The organism is Granulicella sp. WH15, from assembly GCF_009914315.1.
Taxonomy (GTDB): domain Bacteria; phylum Acidobacteriota; class Terriglobia; order Terriglobales; family Acidobacteriaceae; genus Edaphobacter.
In genome coordinates, this window is sequence record NZ_CP042596.1 from 4,336,087 (window position 1) to 4,355,794 (window position 19,708).

A 19,708-nucleotide genomic window follows, 5' to 3' on the forward strand; every position below is an offset into this window, starting at 1 on the left:
CGTGCGATGTTGTACGCATCTTCGCGTCGCAACGCGTGCAGGACGCATCTGAAACTCAGACAGTAACGAATCGCAAGAGGATCTCTCATCATGAAGAAGAATGACTTCGAACTCGACGAACCGATCAAACTTTATGCGTCCGCAAACGAGGACGATCTCTATGGTCGCGCCTCCGACGACGATGAAGAGGATGATGAAGAGGAAGAGGTCACGCTGACCTCCGATGACGATGAGCCTTCGTCGGGCAACAGCTTGGTTGAGGACGAGGACGACGATCTTCCCTTCTCTACCTCGTACGTCGAGGTCGCCGTGTTGACGGAGTTGCCCGCCAGCCCGATCGATCCGTATGAGCCGCCGACGGTAGAGGCTGTGCTGCCCGTGCCGGATGAGAACACGCCCGATGTCGGAACCGTGCTGGCAGGCATGGCGAAAAAGAAAGCCGCGCCGATAAAGAAAACAGCGTCGAAGAAGACTGTGGCGAAGAAGGCTGCACCTGCCAAGAAGACAGCTCCGGCGAAGGCCGCAACTGCGCTGAAGACACCGGCGAAGAAGGTTGTCGCTGCGAAGACAGTGGCGGCCCCTGCCAAGAAGGTGACCGCAAAGAAAGCTGTGGCCGCGAAGAAGACGGCTCCAGCGAAGAAGGTTGTCGCCAAGAAGGTTGTGGCGAAGAAGACGGCCGCCAAGAAGGCCGTAGCGAAAAAGATTTCGACATCTGCCGCGAAGAAGCTAAGTTCCCTGCGCGGCGGTAAGGCTGCTCCTAAAAAAGCAGTCGGCAGCAAGAGCACCGCAAGCAGCAAAAAACCAATGAAGAGAGGTATTCCCTTGGCAACTAAGAAAGCAGTAGCACCCGCAAAGAAAGTCGTAGCGAAGAAGGCTGTAGCCAAGAAGGCCCCGGCGAAGAAGACTGTCGCCAAGAAGGCCGTAGCCAAGAAGGTCGCTGAGAAGAAGGTTGTCGCGAAGAAGGTCGTCGCCAAGAAGGCTCCGGCGAAGAAGACTGTCGCGAAGAAGGCTCCGGCCAAGAAGGTCGCCGCAAAGAAGTAGCTTTACGCAGTAAACAGGCAACGTAGTTCCTACGTTTCAGGCAAGCAAAAAGGCCCGGTCCCTCGATCCCTGAGAGTCCGGGCCTTTCTGCGTGCGCACTTCATGCCGTCCTTGGAGCGGGGTGAAGTTTTTTGATGTCGAGGCTAAAGCGCGGACCTATCTCCGGGGACAACGACAAAAGCAGATTCCTCCGCTTCACTCCCGAACGACGATAAAGAAATGGGCGAAGCCCTCGAGTCGGACGGGGGCAGGGATGAAGGGGGGATCTAACGGATCTACCGGGCTGCTCTACCGGGGCTGTATCAGCTAGTTGAGCAAGTAGCGTGGAATTGCGAGATGCTCCACCACGGTGCTCCGCGAAAGCGTGCTGACCGACAACGCCGACCGCATATCTTCCAGGCAGTGCGAGAGCCGGGAGATCTCCAGGTTCAGCTCATTGACCAGCGCGGTGTGTGCCGCGAGAAACGCCTCTTTATACCCAAGCTGTATGTGCAGAGAAGCCTCAAGCGTCGCGATCCGCCGGTCCTTCTCCTCAAGCAGCTTCGCGGCTGAATTTGTGGCTATAGGTTCCAGCCCTGTTCTCTCGTTCTTTGCCTCGGACATACTCACACCCTCGAATCCAGCATGGTTCTGCGATAAGGCATCTTGTGACTCGGCTATATGGCTTCGATTACGAATGCTGAGGAGCAAACACGATCAGGACCACGTGATCCGGCACCTCGACGCTGACCTCGCCTCCCGACGCCTTCGTAAATGACTCTCTTGTGTCATTTACAGGATCAAAAAGTTGCAGGGCTTCGCGGCCTCTCACCAACAATCTCACCTTTACCGGCTGCGTCGCAAGTGACTTCATTGATTTGGTATCCCATATTGACACTTCGTTCCATAACGCTACCAAAATGGAACCGTCGGCCCTGGTCAGGACCAGGCTGTGTCCGGTCTCCGGCATCCCCTCCAGCATCATGGGGATAGCCTGCGGACGCGAAGGCCGGTCCGCCAGCAGCTTCGTCAGGCGGGCGATGGCCAGCGCCGCGGGCTTGGGAGTATCGTCCAGATAGAACAGCCCCAGCTTCGCATCGGCTCCCACTCCCTGGGGCTGCGTCGGGGCGTAGGGGTCCAAAAGCTGGTAGAGGAACGTGCGCGAAATACCCTGCTGCACCGCGTCGAACCAGGTGTTTACCAGCAGCTTGGCCTGCGTGGGCGCGTCCACGCCGCCCCAGTCGCGGCTGGTGGGGTCGGTGTAGTAGCCGGTCTCGGTGATGACCTTCGGGGTCGTCTCGCTGGCCTCGAAGTAGTCCCGAAACTCCTTCGCCAGCCACGTCGACGGCTGCTCGCCGAAGTGGGGGTAGGGGTGGGCGTTTGCGAAGTCCGCCAGCCCCGGAGACTGCGCCAGATCGACCGGGGAGCCGCCCGTGAAGTAGTAGACCGGCACGCCGCGCAGCATGGGCTCGGAGTGGACGGCGGTGTAGATGGCCCGTTGCAGGGCGCGGGCCGCTTCGTCGCCTGTCAGCCCGGCGTAGTGCACGGGAGCGTTGTTGATCTCGTTCGGCCCCTCCACGGAGGCGACCATGCCGGGGTGCCGCTTCAGCTCGATGCGGATCTGCTCCATCTGCAGGGGCAGGTCCGCGTCGCCGGGGATCGGGACGTTGAACCGCACTCCTGCCTTGGCCAGAGTGTCCCACGACTCGAGCCCGAGGCCCAGGCCTTGGTGCTCGATGGACTGCGGAATCCCGTTCCGGACGTAGCTGACTCCAAGAAACTGAAGGTCTTTCAGGACGCGCTGGGCATCGGCATAGCGCCCGTCCGTGTACTCGAGGTGCGTGTTGACGCCGAGGCTCTCGACGAACGTCCGCGCCGGGACCGAGAGCGTCGTCTGGATGGTCGTCTGAATAGTCGTCTGGGCAGCCACCATACCTGCCGGGCAGAGAGAGAGGGCTACACTGAGGCACCTGGAGAGGAACCGGGAACGAAGCATGGTCTTAGCCTGAAGATATTTGTTTTGAGAAATATAGCTTGGTGGCGGTGGACAGAATCGAACTGTCGACCTACGGGTTATGAGTCCGTCGCTCTAACCATCTGAGCTACACCGCCTGGTGTTGAAGGGAGCCGCCTCTGTGCCGTTCCAGACCAGTGCCGCCAGTAACCATGATACGAGGCCCAGTAAACAAGGTCAAACCGCAGCACTTCGTGCCGTTCTCGGGGCGGCATGGGGAAGCCATCTTCTGAGGGCCTCCCGTTGGTCGGCAGCGAGCATTTTTTGTTTCCGACAGCGGGAGGACCACGCGAAGCTATAAAAAGGCGTGCAAACGCCCGCCCCACGCGCAGCGGGCCCGTCCGGCAGGACAAGCCTTTGCTGGTTACAATCGAAGAGAAAATATGAGCCAGCCCCGCACCCTCGGCGTGATTCCCGCCCGCCTCGCCTCTACCCGCATGCCCCGTAAGGTTCTTCGAGAGATCGCCGGCAAGCCCATGCTGGCGTGGGTCTACGAGGCCGCGCGCGCCTGTCCCGAGCTGGACGGGGTCATCATCGCCACCGACTCCGAGGAGGTGGCAGCGGTCTGCCGGGCGCACCATTGGCCGGTGGAGCTGACCTCGCCCGACCTGCCCTCCGGCTCCGACCGCGTCCATGCCGTGGCCCAACTGCATCCGGCTGAGCTTTACGTCAATATTCAAGGGGATGAGCCGCTGTTGAAGCCGGAGCACCTGACCGCCCTACTGCGGCCGTTCCAGCAGGCGCACGTCGAGGTGACTACCCTGAAGGTGTCCTGCACCCCGGCCAACATCGCCAACCCGAACGCCGTGAAGGTGGTGACCGCGCTCGACGGGCGGGCGCTGTACTTCTCGCGCGCGACGATTCCCTATGCCCGCGAGCGGGTCGGCGAGCAGCAGAACGTCTGGAAGCACATCGGGCTCTACGCGTACCGGGCGCAGGCGCTCACGCGCTTTCATGCGCTCGAGCCCAGCGAACTCGAGATGACGGAGCGGCTGGAGCAGCTACGGTTTCTCGAGAACGGCATCAGCCTGTACGTGGAGCCGACGACCTACGACACCATCGGCGTCGATACGGAAGAGGATTTGCAGCGGGTGGAAGCCTTGCTGCGCAGCCGCAGCTAGGCCAATCCTATTAGTTAGGCCAACCCGGCCAGCTCTACGATGAGGCCGTCCGGGCCGATGCTCGCGGTGACATCTTCGAGCGAGCGTGCAACCCACTCCGCACCCGCCGCGTACAGCTCGTCCTTCTCGTGCGTGCCCAGTACGCCGAGCACGCGGGAGCCAGCGGCGACGCCAGCCCCAACGCCCGAGGGCGCGTCTTCGACCACGATGCACTCAGCCGGGGCAAAGCCGAGCAGCGCTGCGCCCTTCATGTACGGCTCGGGGTTCGGCTTGCCCTTCACCACGTCATCTCCGGCGATGATGCGGCCGGGGATGGGCAGCTCGGCGGCGGTAAGGCGGCCCAGCATCAGGCGGCGCGTGGCCGAGGTAACGATGGCCCAGCGCTCGGCGGGCAGCGACTCCAGCAGCGCGCGCACGCCGGGCAGCACCTTCAGGTCGGCGATGTCGGCGATCTCCATGTCCTCGATGAGGCGCAGCCCGACGGCCTCGTCCTCGGCGGTGAAGTCGGGCCGGAGCGAACGCATCACGTCCAGCGCGCGGACACCGTGGGGGATCGTGTAGGTCTCCCAGCCTTCAATGCCGTAGTGCTGCGCCCAGCGACGCCAGCAACGGTTCACGCTGGCAATCGAGCTAATCAGTACGCCGTCCATGTCGAACAAGATGCCCTTCGCTGCTAACTTCACTGAACCCCCACGTAAATCGTCGCGCTGCTGTTGTTCTCGTATCGTTCAAAGTCGGCCTGGTAGCGGCGCTCGAGCGGCGTCCTCCAGACCTCGGCCCATGCCGCCATCACGCTCTGCGGCAGCTCGCCCGTCGCGGGAAAAACCGCGAACCGGCCCGCATCCACGTGGATCTTTCTCATGCCTTCGAAAGTCGCCGCATCGGGTGCGACGGCGCATCCGATCACAACGGTGTACGGATTGGTGTGGTCTCCCTCGTACTCGCAGTAGACGCTGTAGATCGTATCGTCCAGCCGAGCCGCGATGGACTGCGCCCCACCCGCCGCGTAGACCTGCCCCCAAAGTGCGCCGATGGCCTCGGGCGCTGCGTTCGAGGCCCTGGCCGCCAAACCCAGCACAGTAAAGGCCCGAACGTCCTGCACGGCGTTGCTCACGCGGGCTTCCCTGCCAGCACGTACTGCCGGGCGGTTTCGAGCACGGCGTTGACGCTCTCGACCGAGCAGCTCTCGCAGTAGACGCGGAGCAGCGGCTCAGTGCCGGAGGCGCGCAGCAGCAGCCAGGTCTCGGCGGCGTTCGGCTTGCCCGCGCAGGCGGTGTTTTCGAGGAAGAACTTGATCCCGTCCATGGTCTCGACGCGCAGGACCTTCATCCCGGCAAACTGCTCGCCCGCCTTGACGGCGCGGGCGCGTTCGATAGCCGAAACCTTCAGCGCATCGTCGATGTGCATGTCGATGCGGCCGTACTGGTGCTCGCCGTACTCGGCCTGGAGCGCGGCGACCAGCTCGCCGAGGGTCTTCTTCTCGTCGGCCATCACGTTGGCCAGCAGCAGCGAATTCAACAGTCCGTCGCGCTCGGGCAGGTGGCGGCTGATGCCCACACCGCCCGACTCCTCGCCACCGATGAGGATGTCTTTCTCGAGCATCAGGTCGCAGACGTACTTGAAACCGATGCCGTGCTCGTGCAGCGTGCGACCGTATTTGGCAGAAATGCGGTCGAGCATGAGCGTGGTGTTGAAGGCGCGAGTGACATCGCCGGGCCAGCCCTTGCGCTCGAGCAGCCACTGGAGCAGGATGGCGAAGATCTTGTGTGCGTCCACCACGTTGCCGTGCTCGTCCACCGCGCCGATGCGGTCGGCGTCGCCGTCGGTGACGAAGCCCGCATCGCACTTCTCGGCGACGACGCGCTGCTGGGTCTCGGCGATGTGCGGCAGGATCGGCTCAGGGTTGATGCCGGGGAAGGCCGGGTTGATCTCGGCTCGCATCTCGACGAAGGGGATGCCCGCCTGGGTGAAGATGCCCGCGATGACGCCGCGGCCCGCGCCGTACATGGTGTCGATGAGGAACTTATAGCCCGACGCCTTGATGGCCGCAAGATCGACGAACTGAGTGATGGCGGCGATGTACTCGGGGTTGAAGTCGACCTCGACGATGGGGGCCGGGGTGGCGGCGGCGGGGAGCGGCTTGTCGAGATAGGTCTCGATGGAAGCAATGATGGAGGGCTTGCCCGAGCCGCCGTAGCTGGCCTTGTACTTGACGCCGTTCCACTCCGCCGGGTTGTGGCTGGAGGTAATCATGACGCCGCCTGCGGCCTTGCGTCCGCGCACCGCGAAGGAGAGCGCCGGGGTGGGCGTGACCACGCCAGCGAGCTGGACCGGGATTCCTGCGCCGGAGAGTACCTCGGCCACCACGCGGGCGAAGGAGCGCGAGCCGAAGCGGGTGTCCCAGCCGATGCAGACGCCAGCGGCGGCGTCCTCGTGCTCGAGAACGTAGTGAGCGATGGCGGAGGCGGCCACGCGCACGTTGGCAAAGGTGAAGTCGTCCGCGATAATTCCGCGCCAGCCGTCGGTTCCGAACTTGACTGTACTCATCAGATCAACTCTTCCCTTCCGCTGTCGTGGATCGCGCGTACGACCTTGCTGACGTCCTGAGACCGCTCGCGCGTGGTGATAAGCAGGGCATCTTCGGTCTCGACGACGACCAGACCGTCGACGCCCAGCAACGCGACCATCTTACCCGGCGCGTAGACGTAGTTGCCCTCGGACTGCAACGCCACCAGGCCGTTGGTGGGGCCGTCCATGACGTTATCCTCGTCGGAGCTGCCGAGGTGCTCGTGCAGCGAGGCCCAGGAGCCGAGGTCGTTCCAGCCGAAGTCGGCGGGCAGGCAGTAGATGCCGGACTTCAGCTCGCCCTTGGCCGAGCGCGGCTCGAGGATCGCGTAGTCGATCGAGATGTTCTCGCACTTCGGGTACTCCTCGGCGAAGACGCGCTCGAACTCCGGCGTGCCGAAGGCGGCGGCGATGGTCTCGAGGATCGGGGCCATGTCGGCGGCGTGCTCGCGGATGGCGTTGGCGAGGGTGCGCGCGCTCCAGAGGAAGATGCCGCCGTTCCAGACGAAGTTTCCGGCACTGAGGAAGCGCTCGGCGGTGTGGCGGTCGGGCTTCTCGCGGAAGCGCCGAACGCGGCGCACGGGGATGCCGTCCTCGGTCTCCACAGCGGTGCCCTGCTCGATGTAGCCGTAGCCGGTCTCGGGGCGCGTGGGCGGCACGCCGAGGACGACGATGTTCTCGCCCGCGGCGGCCAGCTTGATCCCCGCACGCAGCACTTCAGCAAAACGCTCGATGTGCGCGACGACGTGGTCCGAAGGGAAGATGCCGATGACGGTATCGGGCTCGGTCTTCTCCAGCATGAACGCGGCCAGCGCGCAGGCCGGGGCCGTGTTGCGCGGCGCAGGCTCGCTCAGAATGTGGTCGGCGCTAACCTCGGGCATCTGCTCGGCGATGGTCTTGTCGAGCCAGTGGTTGGTGATGACCCAGACGTCCGACGCTTTGGCGACCGGCAGCAGGCGGGTAAGCGTCTGCTGGATCATGGTCTCGTCGCCATCGAGCGCGAGCACCTGCTTGGCCCGGGAGCGGCGGCTGCGAGGCCAGAACCTCGTCCCGCTGCCGCCTGCCAGGATCACCGGCGCGAACTTTACACCTGAAACCTCATTTTTCATATGCACCATCGTAGCGGAATCCGACCGAAGGTAATGTAAACAGACTCAGAGTTTTAGCCGAGGCTGGCGAAGTACTCCCGCATCCGCTTCACACCCTCGTCCACCACGTCGGCCGAGACCGCGTAGGAGAGACGGATGTGTTCCGTGGTGCCGAACGCCTCGCCCGGAACCACGACCACGTGGGCCTCACTGAGCAGCTTCGCCGCCAGGTCCGAGGCCGACTGGATGCCGCCCCGGCCGATGAAGTTCTTCACGTTCGGGTAGACGTAGAACGCGCCCTGCGGCACAGTGCAGGTGAGTCCGGGGATCGTCGAAAAGCCCGCGAGTACGCGGTCGCGGAGCTTCAGGTAGTCGGCACGCATCTCGGTGACGCACTCCTGCGAGCCTACAAGAGCCGCGATGGAGGCGCGCTGCACCATGCTGGCCGCGTTCGAGGTGGACTGCGACTGCAGCTTGCTCATGGCCGCAATGATGGGCTTCGGACCCAGCGCGAACCCGGCGCGCCAGCCGGTCATGGCGTAGGTCTTCGAGAGCGAGCCGAGGATGATGACGTGCTCCTTGCAGTCGGTGAACGAGCCGCCGCTGACGGGCTTGCCCGCGAAGGTCAGGTAGACGTAGCACTCGTCCAACAGCAGGTAGATGCCGCGCTCGTGGGCCATGCGGACGATGGCCTCGAGGTCCTCGGCCGAGACGACCGCGCCGAGGGTTCGACGGCGTGTTCAGGATGATGCACTTGGTGGCCGGGGTGATGGCCGCCTCGATCATGGCCGCGGTGACGCGGAAGTTCTCGGCCTCGGAGGTCTCGACCAGCTTTACGACACCGCCCGCGTACTGGATGATGTCCTTGAACGAGACCCAGTAGGGCACGGGGAGGATGACCTCGTCGCCGTGATCGACCAGCACCTGGATGGCATTGAAGAGGGCCAGCTTGCCGCCGGTGGTGAAGACGCACTCGTCGACCTTGTAGTCGGAGCCGAAGTCCTCGGCGTGGCGGTCCACGATGGCCTTGCGGACCTCGGGGATACCGGCCACGGCGGTGTAACGGGTGAAGCCCTTCTCGATGGCCTCGATGGCCGCGGCCTTGATGTGCTGCGGCGTGGCGAAGTGCGGCTCGCCCGCGCCAAAATCAGAGAGCTGCACGCCTGTGGCCTTCAGGCGCAGGGCCTCGGCGGTAATCGCCATGGTTGCCGATACTTCAATCCGGTTGATCCGATCCGTCAAAACTTTCTTCGCTACCGCCGTCGCTGTGCTCATGGGTCTAGTGTTTCAGAGTTCGACGGCGAAATAAACCCCACCGAAGTGGAATCCGCGGGTGGAAGATCAAGCGACTCCGCGCTGGGCAGGCTAAGGCTCTTGAGGATGCCTCCCCCTCGTTGTCGCGAATTCCACCGAGGCGCTACGATAAAAGCAATGGAGCCGCGCTCACTCTCGCAGGCCTTCGCTCTGCTCCTGCCCCTCTGCCTGTCCCCCGCCTGTTGCGCACAAAGTCTACCGCAAATCCCGACTATCACCACTACCACCGACCTGGTTGTTGTCCCGGCCCTCGTCCGCGAATCTTCAGGCGACCTGGTCCAAACCCTCCAGGCCTCCGACTTCCTTCTCACCGACAACGGAGTGCCTCAAACTGTTGCCCTCGAGGATACAGAACACCAGCCGCTCTCCCTCGTCGTCCTCATGCAAACCGGCGCATCGGCTCCGCGCCAGTTTCCCGACTACGCCAAGCTCGGCACCATGCTTACCTATCTCACCGCCAACTCGCCTTACCAGATCGCGATGGTCACCTTCGACAGCCAGCCCGAATACCTCTGGGACTTCACCCCCAACATCGCCGATCTTGAAGACGGCTTCGCCAAACCCGATCCCGGCGATCGCAAGGCAGCCATCCTCGATGCCGTTAGCAGTGGCATCGATCTGCTCCGCAAGCAACCGCCCAACCGCCGCCGCATCATCGTCCTCCTTAGCCAGACCCACGACGAAGGCAGCCTCGCTCACGCGGAAGACATCATCAAGCGCCTTGGCGAAAACAACATCACCATCGAGTGCCTTACTTTCTCACCTGAAAAAGCCTGGCTCAAAGACCAGTTCACCAAGCCACGCCACGAAAATCCGCTCTACCAACTGGCGCCCAACTATCCACCGCTGCAACACACCTTCAATCTCGACAAGCCTCTCGGCATGGCCCTCAGCGCAATGCGCGAAGATACCTCATCCGCCATCGCCATGCTATCCGGCGGGGAATCCTTCCCCTTCGCCACCAAAGCGGAGCTGGAGCGGCAACTCTCGCTCCTGGCAAATCACTTCGCCGCCACCTCCACGCTTAGCTTCCGCCCCACGTCGAAGCAGCCCGGTTTTCACTCCCTCCAGCTCCACATCGCCGGACATCCAGACCTCCAGGTCTCCGCCCGCACCAGCTACTGGGCCTCCGATAACTCCCCCCACTAACGCCGCTTGCGCAGCACCCAGGTCGTCATGCAGCGGTAGTCCTGCACGATGGTCGTCTTGAGCGGGTCGACCAGCACCGCGTTCAGCTCTTCGGTCAGCTCGAGCAGCTCCTCCTCATCGACCAGGAACCACTCCGAGCCGTCGCCGATCTCGAAGATGCCGGGGCGGATCTCGTTGAAGTCCATGCCGATCCGCGAGCCGAGGCGGCAGAAGAGCATCCCGCCGGGCCGCACCATGCGCCATAGCTCCTCCAGCATCGCGCGGAAGTGAGCCGCGTCGCGAGCGAAGTGCAGCACCGAGTTGCAGAGGACGACGTCGGCCAGCTCGCCGGGAAAGGGCATCTGCTCGATGGGCGCGACCCGAAAGTTTGCAGGCGGCAGGGCGGGAGCCAGCATCGTGGCCAGGCGGCGGACATGGTCCACCCCGCGTGGGTCCGCATCGACAGCGAAGACCTCGCAGCCTGCCCGCAGCAGATAGACCAGGTTGCGCCCGAAGCCGCAGCCCGCGTCGAGCACGCGCATCCCCGGCGCGATGTTGCCGCGCAGGATCTGATCGAAGACGTAGATGTCGATTTGGCCGAACTGCTCTTGCAGGGAGAGAGTAGGCTGGGTCACTCGGCAGCCGTCTTGGCCTTCAGCCGGTCCATGACCAGCGGCGGCACCAGCGAGGAGACGTCTCCGCCCAGTTGAAAGACACCCTTAATAAGCCGCGAGCTGACGTAGGTGTACTTCTCGGCGGGCATCATAAAGAGCGTCTCCAGCTCCGGGTCGAGCTTGCGGTTCATCATCGCCATCTGGAACTCGTACTCATAGTCCGAGATGGCCCGGATGCCGCGCAGCACCGCCTTGGCCCCCTGCTGCCGGGCAAAGTCCACCAACAGGCCGTTGAAGGTCAGGACGCTCACGTTATCGAAGGGTGCAACCGCCTCGGTAATCATCTCGCGCCGCTCCTCCACCGTGAACAAGGGGGTGCCTTTCTCCGAGTTGCGGAGGATCGCCACCACGAGCTTGTCCACGATCTTGGAGCCGCGCGCGATCAGGTCCAGATGGCCGTTGGTCAGGGGATCGAAGGTGCCCGGATAGATTGCCGTAACGGTTTGCATAGCTCCCAAGCAGCATATCCCAGCGGCAGGCTCCAGCGGAACACGCCGGAGGAGCGCGAAAAAATACCTCCAGGTGTAGTCTTCTCGGGAACCGCCGCGTCTCTCCTAATAGAAATGCTAGAAACGCTGGAAATACCGCAGGACAGCCCCAGCGACGGATCAAGATACGGATAAGATGACGCCGATCGTACTCCATCCCGCCAGCCTCGCCGAACCGGAGTTTCCGCTGCCCGGAGCCGCCGGGCAGGTCGCTCCACCGGCGGTCCAGATAGAGGATATCGAGGCCCTGCATGCGCTCTATGAGCCGAGAATCTTCCGCTTTCTCTACGCCTCGCTGCGCGACCACGACCTGGCCCAGACGCTGACGCAGGACACCTTCTTGCGTGCCTGGACCGCCCGTGCGACCTTCCGGGGCGACTCCTCCATCTCCACCTGGCTAACCACCATCGCCCTGAACCTGCTGCGCGACCACACCCGCACCAACCGCTTCCGCTTCTGGAAGAACGTGGCCTCCACCCAGGTCGATCCGCAAGAGATGGCCGGGCAACTCGCCCACCCGGCAAGCTCCACCGAGCAGCGCCTGATCGCGCGGGAGCAGTTGGCGCTGGTGTGGCAGACCGTGGCCACGCTCTCCGAGCGCCAGCGCACCGTCTTCCTGCTGCGCTTCGTCGAGGAACAGCCCATCGGCGAGATCGCCGTTATCACCGGACTTCCTGTCAGCACCGTCAAGAGCCATCTTTACCGCGCCATCGCCGCCGTCCGTGCCCGCCAGCCCCAGATTGGTGTTCAGGCTGGCGTTCAGACCGACGGACAGGCACCTACAAAGGACTCCCTATGAACCGCTATAGCCCCAATTCGAATCCCGCTCGCAAGCTCGATACTCTCTGCCTGACCGCCGACCAGATATCGGACCTGCTTATCGCCGACGATCCCACGGCGCTCTCGCTGGCCTCGCGGCAGCGGCACCTGCAGCAGTGCCCCGAGTGCAACCAGGAGTTTACCCACATGGAGTCGCTGTTGGGGTCGCTTCGCTACTCGGCCACGATGAGCGCCGCCCGGGTGCAGAAACCGGCTTCGAAGCTGCGTGTTGCAGCGGACTCCAACCGGCACAACGAGCGCCGCAGCTCGGTATGGGCACTGGTGGCGGCGACGCTGGCGGCAGCCTTCGCGCTTCCCTTCGTCCACCACGCCGGCGCCGATCCGCTGGCGGCTGTGAACACCTTCTTCAGCCGCCCGGCGGCTACGGCAAAAGCCGCCCCCGCTGTCACCACCGAGGCCGGGGACGAGGCGCTGCTCCAGGGCATCAGCCAGGATCTCTCCGCGTCCGTTCCCTCGTCGCTCGAGCTGCTGGCCGACCCGGCGAGCCGATTTGCCAACGCGCAACCCGTGGATGACGATGACGCTCCGCGCTGAAAGCCCGCTCGCCAAGCTTGATACAGACACGTTCCCAGCTGCTCAAAGATTCAAAGATTTAAAAAGGATTGACCTATGACTACTCGCGGCTTTGTTCGCCTTGCCACACTCGCACTGCTCACCGGCTCTCTGGCCGCCTACGCCCAGGGACCCATGCGTTCAGATGGGCCTCCTCCCTTCCGTGGCGGCGAGATGGGAGGAGGCTTTCACCACGGCCCCGGCGGCATGTGGTGGAAGAACCCGGAGATCGCCACCAAGCTGGGCCTGACGGCCGACCAGCAGAAGCGGATGGAGGATATCTTTCTCCAGTCGAAGGTCCAGCTCATCCACATCAAGGCAGAGCTGGAGGAGCAGGAGCTGATGCTGGAGCCGCTGATGAACGCCAATCCGCCCGACTCGGCGAAGGCGCTGGCCCAGATCGGCAAGATCGCCGACACGCGGGCGGAGCTGGAGAAGGCGAACGCGAAGATGCTCTTCGGCATCCGCGGCGTATTGACCGCAGCGCAGTGGACTACGCTGCACGAGATGGAGCATAACCGCTTTGGCGGGCGCGGTTTTGGAGGACGCGGAGAGATGGGCGGTTCGTCCATGCGCGGGCGCGGCGGCCAGCTCGGGAGCAAGGGGCAGGGCACGACCGGCCAGCCGCAGGGCACGCCTGAGATCGAGTAGCTCGATTGAAACCAGGGATAAAAGCGCGGCTCCCATGCCAGGGGCCGCGCTTTTATCTTTTCTTCCCCAAACAAACGGAAAACCACCCCTGATAAATAAAAAGGGGGATTACGCGAAGCGTCCAAGACCGCACGAAGTGCCGCCCGCCCGGCGCGAGGGCGCTGTTGCCTGTTCTTTTGGTTGTCATTCAGGAGCGAATCTGCTTCCGCTTTTGTCGTTATTCCTGAGGTATGCTTCCTTCAAAAACTGCAAAGACGTCCTGACGGACGGTCCTCCTACGCGGAGAGCGGGCGTTTGCACGCCTTTTTACTGCTTCGCGTGCTCCTCCCGTTGGTCGGAAACAAAGATCCTCTAAGCCACGGAAGACTGCTCTTCCTGCTCCGTGGCCGGTGGTCCGCTCAGCCGCTCCAGCGTACGCAGTCCGGGGAAGAGACGCATCCAGCACAGCGCAATCAAAATGCTCCCAACGCCGCCGATGATCGTGGCCGGAACGATCCCGAACCAGGAGGCCGTGACGCCGGATTCGAACTCGCCGAGTTGGTTGGATGTGCCGATAAAGAGCGCATTGACCGCGCTGACGCGGCCGCGCATAGCGTCTGGAGTCTCTAACTGGACCAGCGACGAGCGGACGACGACGCTCACCACATCCGCCGCGCCCAGAACGCAGAGAATCGCCATCGAGAGCAGGACTGAACGTGAAAGAGCAAAGCCGATTGTGGCCAGTCCAAAGACGATGACGGCGGTGAACATGCGGTGTCCGGCACGGCTGCGGATAGGGTGCCGGGCCAGAAAGATGGAGGTGCTGAGCGCACCGATGGCCGGGGAGAGTCGCAGCAGGCCCAACCCCCAGGGGCCGGTGTGCAGTATGTCGCGGGCGTAGGCGGGCAACAGCGCCGTTGCCCCTCCGAGCAGAACCACGAAGAGGTCGAGCGAGATGGCTCCGAGGATGTTCTTGCGGGCCCGGATGTAGTGGATGCCGGAGAAGATAGAGCTGGCCGTGGCGGCGGGCTTGGCCTCTGCACGGCGGCGCGGGCGGATGCCTGAGGAGAGGATCGAGGCAGTGGCGTAGAGGCAGGCGCAAAGCGCGTAGGGGATGTGCGCGCCGAGGGCGTAGAGCAGGCCGCCCAGTGCCGGGCCGACGATGGTGGCGCTCTGGTTGGCCGAAGACGACCAGGCGATAGCGGCGGGAACTTTCGATTCCTCCACCAAGCCGGGGACCATCGCCTGGGTTGAAGGCGTCTCGAAGGCGCGGCAGGCTCCGACCGCCGCTACGGCGCAGAAGATGCCCACCGGATGGAGCCAGTGGAAGTAGCTGGAGACCGCGAGCAGCGCGGCAGTGGAGCACTCGACCACCTGGCAGATACTGATGATGGTCTTGCGGTTGAAACGGTCGGCGACGTGGCCGACGACCAGCATCAGCAGCAGCATGGGCGTGAACTGCACCAGCCCCACCATGCCCAGCGCAAAGGTGCTGTGAGTGAGAGCGTAGACCTGCCAGCCGATGGCAACGCCAAACATCTGGAAGGACATGGTCGAGCAGATGCGAGCCATCCAGAAGCGGCGGTAAGAGGGTTCGCGAAAGACAGAGCTGGAGTCCACTGGGTCTATTATCGCCGTCCCGCCGCCGTTCAAGGAAGGCTCCCCGGATAAAACGGAAAGAGGCACGGATCAAATCGGAACCGGAAGTATCTTCGGTCCCATCTTGATCCGTGCCTCTTCCCTGCTGCGGATTTACTTGCGGCCCTTGACGACCTCGACAGCCTTCTCGACGCCCTCTTCGGGGATGGCCGGAATCTCGGCGGGCATGGCGCCAATGCCGAGCTTCTTGCGGACCTCGGCGTCGATGCGGCCGAAGATTTCCTTGTTCTCCTTGAGGAAGCTGCGGACGTTCTCGCGGCCCTGGCCGATGCGCTCGCCCTGAAAGCTGTACCACGCTCCGCTTTTATCGACGATGCTGTTGGCCACGGCGAGGTCGAGCGTGTCGCCCTCGCGCGAGATGCCCTCGCCGTAAAGGATGTCGAACTCGGCGTCACGGAAGGGGGCGGCGACCTTGTTCTTGACGATCTTAACCTTGGTGCGGGAGCCGACGACGACGTCGCCCTCCTTGACCGCTCCGATGCGGCGGATGTCGATGCGAACCGAGGAGTAGAACTTGAGCGCGCGGCCGCCGGTGGTGGTCTCGGGGTTGCCGAACATGACGCCGATCTTGTCGCGGATCTGGTTGATGAAGATGAGGCAGGTGCGCGACTTGGCCACGGCTCCGGTGAGCTTGCGCAGGGCCTGGCTCATCAGGCGGGCCTGCAGGCCCATCTGGGCCTCGCCCATCTCGCCGTCCAGCTCGGCCTTGGGGACGAGGGCGGCGACCGAGTCAACCACGAGGACGTCAATCGCTCCGGAGCGGACGAGCGCCTCGACGATCTCGAGCGCCTGCTCGCCGTAGTCGGGCTGCGAGACCAGCAGGTTATCGACGTCGACGCCGAGCTTGCGGGCGTACTGCGGGTCGAGGGCGTGCTCAGCATCTACGAAGGCCGCGAGGCCGCCAGCCTTCTGGGCCTCGGCGATGATCTGGAGGGTGATGGTGGTCTTACCCGAGGACTCCGGGCCATAGATCTCGATGACGCGGCCACGGGGGACGCCGCCTACTCCGAGCGCGTTGTCGAAGGAGATGGAGCCGGTGGGGATGACGGCGATGGGTCCGATCGCGCCCTTCGCGCCGAGGCGCATGATGGAACCCTTGCCGAACTGCTTCTCAAGCTGTGAAAGCGCTGCTTCTATTGCCTTGCCACGGTCATCGGCCACGTGAACTTGTCTCCCAATCCCTGATGCGAATGTGTGCTGCGAATATGTTGCCATCCATTAGAGGATGAGTCAGAACGAAGTCTAGCACCGATTCAGAGAAAAGCAAATAAAAGGCGAAAGAAAGGTGCCAATTCGGGAACCGTGCCCTCTCTCATGCCTTGACATGAAAATTTAGCCTCCCTCATGGACGATGCGGGACAATCTTGATCTCAAAGACGCTAGGCCACTGCTTGCCGGTGACGAAGAGGCGGTCGTGTTGGGCGTCGTAGGCGATGCCGTTGAGGACCGCCTCGGCGTTGCCCCGCTGGCCCTCGGGCAGCAGCCCTGTCAGGTCGATCCAGGCGATGACGTGGCCGTCAGCGGGGGAGATGCGGGCGATGCGGTCCGTGTGCCACACATTGGCGTAGATCTCGCCGTGGATGAACTCCAGCTCGTTGAGACGGTCGATGCTCTGCCTGCCGTCCCGGACGACGACATGGCGGGTCTCGGCGAAGGTGTTGGGGTCGCGGAAGCGCAGCGTGGAGGAGCCGTCGCTGGTGATGATCTCGCGGGCCGTGCGGGTCATCCCCCAGCCCTCGCCGGTGTAGGCGAACTGCTTCAACAGGCGCAGGCTGAAGCGGTCGTAGACGAAGCAGGTGTGCTCGTTCCAGGTCCACTCGTAGAGGTTTGACCCCCAGTCCACGATGCCCTCGCCGAAGTACTGCTGGGGCAGGTCGCGGCGCTGGGTCGGCTGGCCGGTCGCGGGGTCGATGGCCAGGACGGCGGAGTGGCCGTTGAGGCCGGTGCCCTCGTAGAACTGGCCGTTGAGATAGAGAAAGCCCTCGGTGTAGCTGTCGGTGGAGTGCGGGTAGGTGGCCACGACCTTATAGCCATCCACTGGAGCAGCAGCAAAGGCAGGGCCGGGCAGCAATGCAAGGAAGAGGGCAAGTATCCGCATAGGCTACCGTTTCAGCAGGTCGACCGGCTCCCACACATCGTCGATGCGGAAGAGCGGGGCGAGCGCGGGGTGCTGGCGTTTGACCGCGAGATACATCTCCCAGGCCACGCGGCGGTAGCTGAAGTGGCCCGCGATGCCTGAGCGCAGCTCCGAGATGTAGACGGCCTCGGCGAGGTCCATCTTGAACATGGCGCGGCAGCGCGTGCCCAGCGGCAGCAGGTACTGGGACGATTGCGCGGCCTCGGGAGCGCCGGAGTCGCGCAGGCTGCGGTAGGCGGCGAAGGCCGCGTCCATGGCGGCGCGGTACGGCTGTTCAAGCCCGGCCTCGGCGAGCGTGGGCTGGCCGGGGCAGATGGGCTCGTCGTAGCCGTGGAGGTCGGTGAAGCCCTGGAGGAGCTGCGTGCACTTGCGGTGGCGGTGCATGTCGCGGAAGCCGCCGATGTCCATGAGGATGTCGAAACGGAGGCTGTGCCCAGAGCTGAAGCCGCGGAGCAGCTCGTCGTGGCGGCCGCGCGAGCGGGTCATGGTGGCAACGATCTCGGTGAGGCGCGCAGAGGGCAACGCGGCGACGTTCGAGCGGAGCTGGCGGTATCCGTAGTGCGCGTGCGGGTAGAGGAGCGAGGTCGCCAGCTCGACCTCCAGCGGCTCGTCGCCGTCGAGGAGATCGACGATGGGAGTGGAGTCGATGGCCTGGGTGCCCATCAACTCCGCTACCAACTCCGCGCCGAGGGTGCGGCTCTCGGCGAGGTAGGGGTTGGGCACGGCATACTTGACCAGCGTGGGGGCGGTGTTGATGGGGCGGAGGAGGGTCTCGGCGGCCTTGGCTCCGAGCGCCGGGTCGAGCGCCGTGATCTCGTCGCAGAGCTGCTGCATGACGGGCTGCTGGACGTTCCACGCTGGCCCGGTGGCGGCCACGCGGAGTTGCTCGGCGATGGTGCGTATCTCGGCGAACTCGCTAGTGAGGAGCCGCGATACCTGCGTCTCCAGCGTGCGGGCGTTGACGATCTGGCCGAGCGACGTATTGGTCGCCAGCGGCAGCAGGTAGCGGGCGACGTCGAAGGCGCGGGCCTTCAGGGTGCGCTCCCAGGCGTCGGGCTTCATGGCGCGATCGCTGGTGGGATCGGGCAGCGGGATGGCTAGCTTGAGGGCTTCGAGCATCCCCGCGCTGACAGCGTCGTAGGAATGGAAGAGAGACTCGACGGCGGCGGTGTAGGCGGCGGTCTCCGCACCCAGCGCGGGGGTGAACCAGCCGGAGCGGCGGAAGTTCTGGTAGCGGGTGGAGCGCTCCTGGCCGTCCCAGCGCTGCTCGTCGACCAGCGCGATGGCCGCCAGCAGCGACAGGCGCTCGATGGCGAAGGGGATGTGCGCCAGATCGGCGATGGAGCGGTGGCCGTACTGGAAGTAGAAGGTGTTGAGGAACTGCTCGGCGCGCTGCGAACTGATCTCGGCCAGCGACTCGCGCATGCTGAGCGACGAGCGGGAGTACTTGGCCATGGCGTAGGCCAGAACCTCGGGGTCCGCGCCGTGGATGGCGTAGACGTCGGTTACGGGGGGCTGGGCTGGACAGGTCTCGGCGGGGCTGGTCGGGATCGGGATCGCGTCGGGCATGGGTAGGCCAAGGATAAATCGGACGGTTCTGCAAAATGTCTTCGATTCGCCAATTCGTTCAAGTCCCGTCCGGTTCGTATAATGCTTGGGATGGACTCATTGGCTGGACGAATTGCATTGGTAACAGGCGCCTCGCAGGGCATTGGACGGGCGTGCGCGCTGGCACTGGCGGCGGCGGGCGCGCAGGTCGCGCTGGCGGCCCGCAACACCGACAAGCTGGCCGAGGTGGCCGCGGAGATCGAAGCCGCGGGCGGCGTGGCCAAGGCGTTCGCGCTGGACATCTCCAGCGAGGAGTCGATCAAGGCCGGCGCGAAGGAAGTCATCGAGCACTTCGGCCGGGTCGAGATCCTGGTGAACAACGCCGGGATTACTCGCGACATCCTCTCCATGAGGATGAAGAGAAAAGACTGGGACGACGTGCTCACGACCAACCTGACGGGCGCGTTTCTGCTGACGCAGGCATGCATGTCGTCGATGCTGAAGGGGCGCTGGGGCCGGATCATCAACATCACCTCCGTGGTGGGGGAGACCGGGCAGGCGGGGCAAGCAAACTACGCCGCGTCGAAGGCCGGGCTGATCGGGCTGACGAAGTCTCTGGCCCGCGAGCTGGCCAGCCGCACGATTACGGTGAACGCCGTGGCTCCGGGCTACATTGAGACGCCGATGACGGCGGTCCTGACCGACGAGCAGCGCATGGCGATGATGGGGCAGGTGCCGCTGGCGAGGCCGGGCACCGACAAGGAGATTGCGGCGGCGGTGGCGTTTCTGGCCTCGGAGAGCGCAGCGTACATCACCGGCCACACGCTGGACGTAAACGGCGGCATGTACATGAATTAGTACTTCGTACCATTCTCGGGGGTACTTCGTACCGTTCTCGGGGCGGTATGGGTGAGTTAGCAGTATGGGGCC

At 64.0% G+C, this 19,708-nt stretch carries 19 protein-coding genes, 1 tRNA gene and 1 pseudogene; 7 read left to right on the plus strand and 14 right to left on the minus strand.

Annotated elements, in window-relative coordinates:
- Window positions 1-90: 90 nt before the first annotated feature.
- Complete coding sequence (locus FTO74_RS19455) at window positions 91-1,041, plus strand: hypothetical protein (RefSeq protein WP_181955713.1); 951 nt, start codon at window positions 91-93, stop codon at window positions 1,039-1,041.
- Between the two features lie 306 nt (window positions 1,042-1,347).
- Here FTO74_RS19455 and FTO74_RS17945 read toward each other — a convergent pair whose 3' ends face one another.
- The 3 genes from FTO74_RS17945 to FTO74_RS17955 form a co-directional block, all read right to left on the minus strand.
- A complete protein-coding gene (locus FTO74_RS17945) occupies window positions 1,348-1,644 on the minus strand; it encodes a hypothetical protein (protein ID WP_162539368.1) in 297 nt (98 codons plus the stop codon).
- 67 nt (window positions 1,645-1,711) lie between these two features.
- Window positions 1,712-3,016, minus strand: a complete 1,305-nt coding sequence (locus FTO74_RS17950) for a hypothetical protein (protein ID WP_162539369.1) — start codon at window positions 3,014-3,016, stop codon at window positions 1,712-1,714.
- A 39-nt stretch (window positions 3,017-3,055) separates the two neighbouring features.
- Window positions 3,056-3,132 (minus strand) — tRNA-Met (locus tag FTO74_RS17955).
- A 285-nt stretch (window positions 3,133-3,417) separates the two neighbouring features.
- Here FTO74_RS17955 and kdsB point away from each other — a divergent pair.
- Window positions 3,418-4,155: a 3-deoxy-manno-octulosonate cytidylyltransferase gene (kdsB, locus tag FTO74_RS17960; protein ID WP_162539370.1), complete on the plus strand. Its 738-nt coding sequence runs from the start codon at window positions 3,418-3,420 to the stop codon at window positions 4,153-4,155.
- A 14-nt stretch (window positions 4,156-4,169) separates the two neighbouring features.
- Here kdsB and FTO74_RS17965 read toward each other — a convergent pair whose 3' ends face one another.
- The 5 genes and pseudogenes from FTO74_RS17965 to FTO74_RS17985 form a co-directional block, all read right to left on the minus strand.
- Window positions 4,170-4,838 (minus strand): HAD-IA family hydrolase, encoded by a 669-nt coding sequence (locus FTO74_RS17965; protein WP_162539371.1) that lies wholly within the window; start codon window positions 4,836-4,838, stop codon window positions 4,170-4,172.
- Window positions 4,835-5,269: a GyrI-like domain-containing protein gene (locus FTO74_RS17970; protein ID WP_162539372.1), complete on the minus strand. Its 435-nt coding sequence runs from the start codon at window positions 5,267-5,269 to the stop codon at window positions 4,835-4,837. Before FTO74_RS17970 ends, FTO74_RS17965 begins: the two co-directional genes overlap by 4 nt.
- Window positions 5,266-6,702 (minus strand): phosphoglucomutase/phosphomannomutase family protein, encoded by a 1,437-nt coding sequence (locus FTO74_RS17975; protein WP_162539373.1) that lies wholly within the window; start codon window positions 6,700-6,702, stop codon window positions 5,266-5,268. The genes FTO74_RS17970 and FTO74_RS17975 overlap by 4 nt, the downstream gene beginning before the upstream one ends.
- Window positions 6,702-7,829 carry a mannose-1-phosphate guanylyltransferase gene (locus FTO74_RS17980; protein ID WP_162539374.1) on the minus strand — a complete coding sequence of 376 codons (1,128 nt, stop codon included), beginning with the start codon at window positions 7,827-7,829 and terminating at the stop codon, window positions 6,702-6,704. Before FTO74_RS17980 ends, FTO74_RS17975 begins: the two co-directional genes overlap by 1 nt.
- A 53-nt stretch (window positions 7,830-7,882) precedes the next feature.
- A pseudogene (locus FTO74_RS17985) lies at window positions 7,883-9,083 on the minus strand (pyridoxal phosphate-dependent aminotransferase).
- Window positions 9,084-9,239: 156 nt separating this feature from the next.
- Here FTO74_RS17985 and FTO74_RS17990 point away from each other — a divergent pair.
- Window positions 9,240-10,271, plus strand: a complete 1,032-nt coding sequence (locus FTO74_RS17990) for a hypothetical protein (protein ID WP_162539375.1) — start codon at window positions 9,240-9,242, stop codon at window positions 10,269-10,271.
- Here FTO74_RS17990 and FTO74_RS17995 read toward each other — a convergent pair.
- Entirely contained in the window at window positions 10,268-10,885 is a 618-nt protein-coding gene (locus tag FTO74_RS17995) for a class I SAM-dependent methyltransferase (RefSeq protein WP_255462373.1), read from the minus strand. The genes FTO74_RS17990 and FTO74_RS17995 overlap by 4 nt on opposite strands.
- A complete protein-coding gene (coaD, locus tag FTO74_RS18000; protein ID WP_162539376.1) occupies window positions 10,882-11,373 on the minus strand; it encodes a pantetheine-phosphate adenylyltransferase in 492 nt (163 codons plus the stop codon). The genes FTO74_RS17995 and coaD overlap by 4 nt, the downstream gene beginning before the upstream one ends.
- A gap of 175 nt (window positions 11,374-11,548) precedes the next feature.
- On the opposite strand from coaD, the gene FTO74_RS18005 reads away from it, so the two are divergent.
- From FTO74_RS18005 to FTO74_RS18015, 3 genes are all read left to right on the plus strand, one after another.
- Window positions 11,549-12,211: a sigma-70 family RNA polymerase sigma factor gene (locus FTO74_RS18005; RefSeq protein WP_162539377.1), complete on the plus strand. Its 663-nt coding sequence runs from the start codon at window positions 11,549-11,551 to the stop codon at window positions 12,209-12,211.
- Entirely contained in the window at window positions 12,208-12,786 is a 579-nt protein-coding gene (locus tag FTO74_RS18010; RefSeq protein ID WP_162539378.1) for a hypothetical protein, read from the plus strand. Before FTO74_RS18005 ends, FTO74_RS18010 begins: the two co-directional genes overlap by 4 nt.
- A gap of 75 nt (window positions 12,787-12,861) precedes the next feature.
- Window positions 12,862-13,455, plus strand: coding sequence for a Spy/CpxP family protein refolding chaperone (locus tag FTO74_RS18015; protein WP_162539379.1), 594 nt, complete (start codon window positions 12,862-12,864; stop codon window positions 13,453-13,455).
- Between the two features lie 351 nt (window positions 13,456-13,806).
- Here FTO74_RS18015 and FTO74_RS18020 read toward each other — a convergent pair whose 3' ends face one another.
- From FTO74_RS18020 to FTO74_RS18035, 4 genes are all read right to left on the minus strand, one after another.
- On the minus strand, window positions 13,807-15,054 hold the full coding sequence (locus tag FTO74_RS18020) for an MFS transporter (protein WP_220399053.1): 1,248 nt from the start codon (window positions 15,052-15,054) through the stop codon (window positions 13,807-13,809).
- 132 nt (window positions 15,055-15,186) lie between these two features.
- Window positions 15,187-16,254, minus strand: a complete 1,068-nt coding sequence (gene recA / locus FTO74_RS18025; RefSeq protein WP_162539380.1) for a recombinase RecA — start codon at window positions 16,252-16,254, stop codon at window positions 15,187-15,189.
- A gap of 181 nt (window positions 16,255-16,435) precedes the next feature.
- The gene (locus FTO74_RS18030) at window positions 16,436-17,191 is read right to left on the minus strand and encodes a glutaminyl-peptide cyclotransferase (RefSeq protein WP_162539381.1); all 756 of its coding nucleotides are present in this window, start codon (window positions 17,189-17,191) and stop codon (window positions 16,436-16,438) included.
- Window positions 17,192-17,194: 3 nt separating this feature from the next.
- Window positions 17,195-18,799, minus strand: coding sequence for an FAD-dependent thymidylate synthase (locus tag FTO74_RS18035; protein ID WP_162539382.1), 1,605 nt, complete (start codon window positions 18,797-18,799; stop codon window positions 17,195-17,197).
- Between the two features lie 90 nt (window positions 18,800-18,889).
- On the opposite strand from FTO74_RS18035, the gene fabG reads away from it, so the two are divergent.
- A complete protein-coding gene (fabG, locus tag FTO74_RS18040; protein WP_162539383.1) occupies window positions 18,890-19,636 on the plus strand; it encodes a 3-oxoacyl-[acyl-carrier-protein] reductase in 747 nt (248 codons plus the stop codon).
- The last annotated feature ends 72 nt before the right edge of the window (window positions 19,637-19,708 follow it).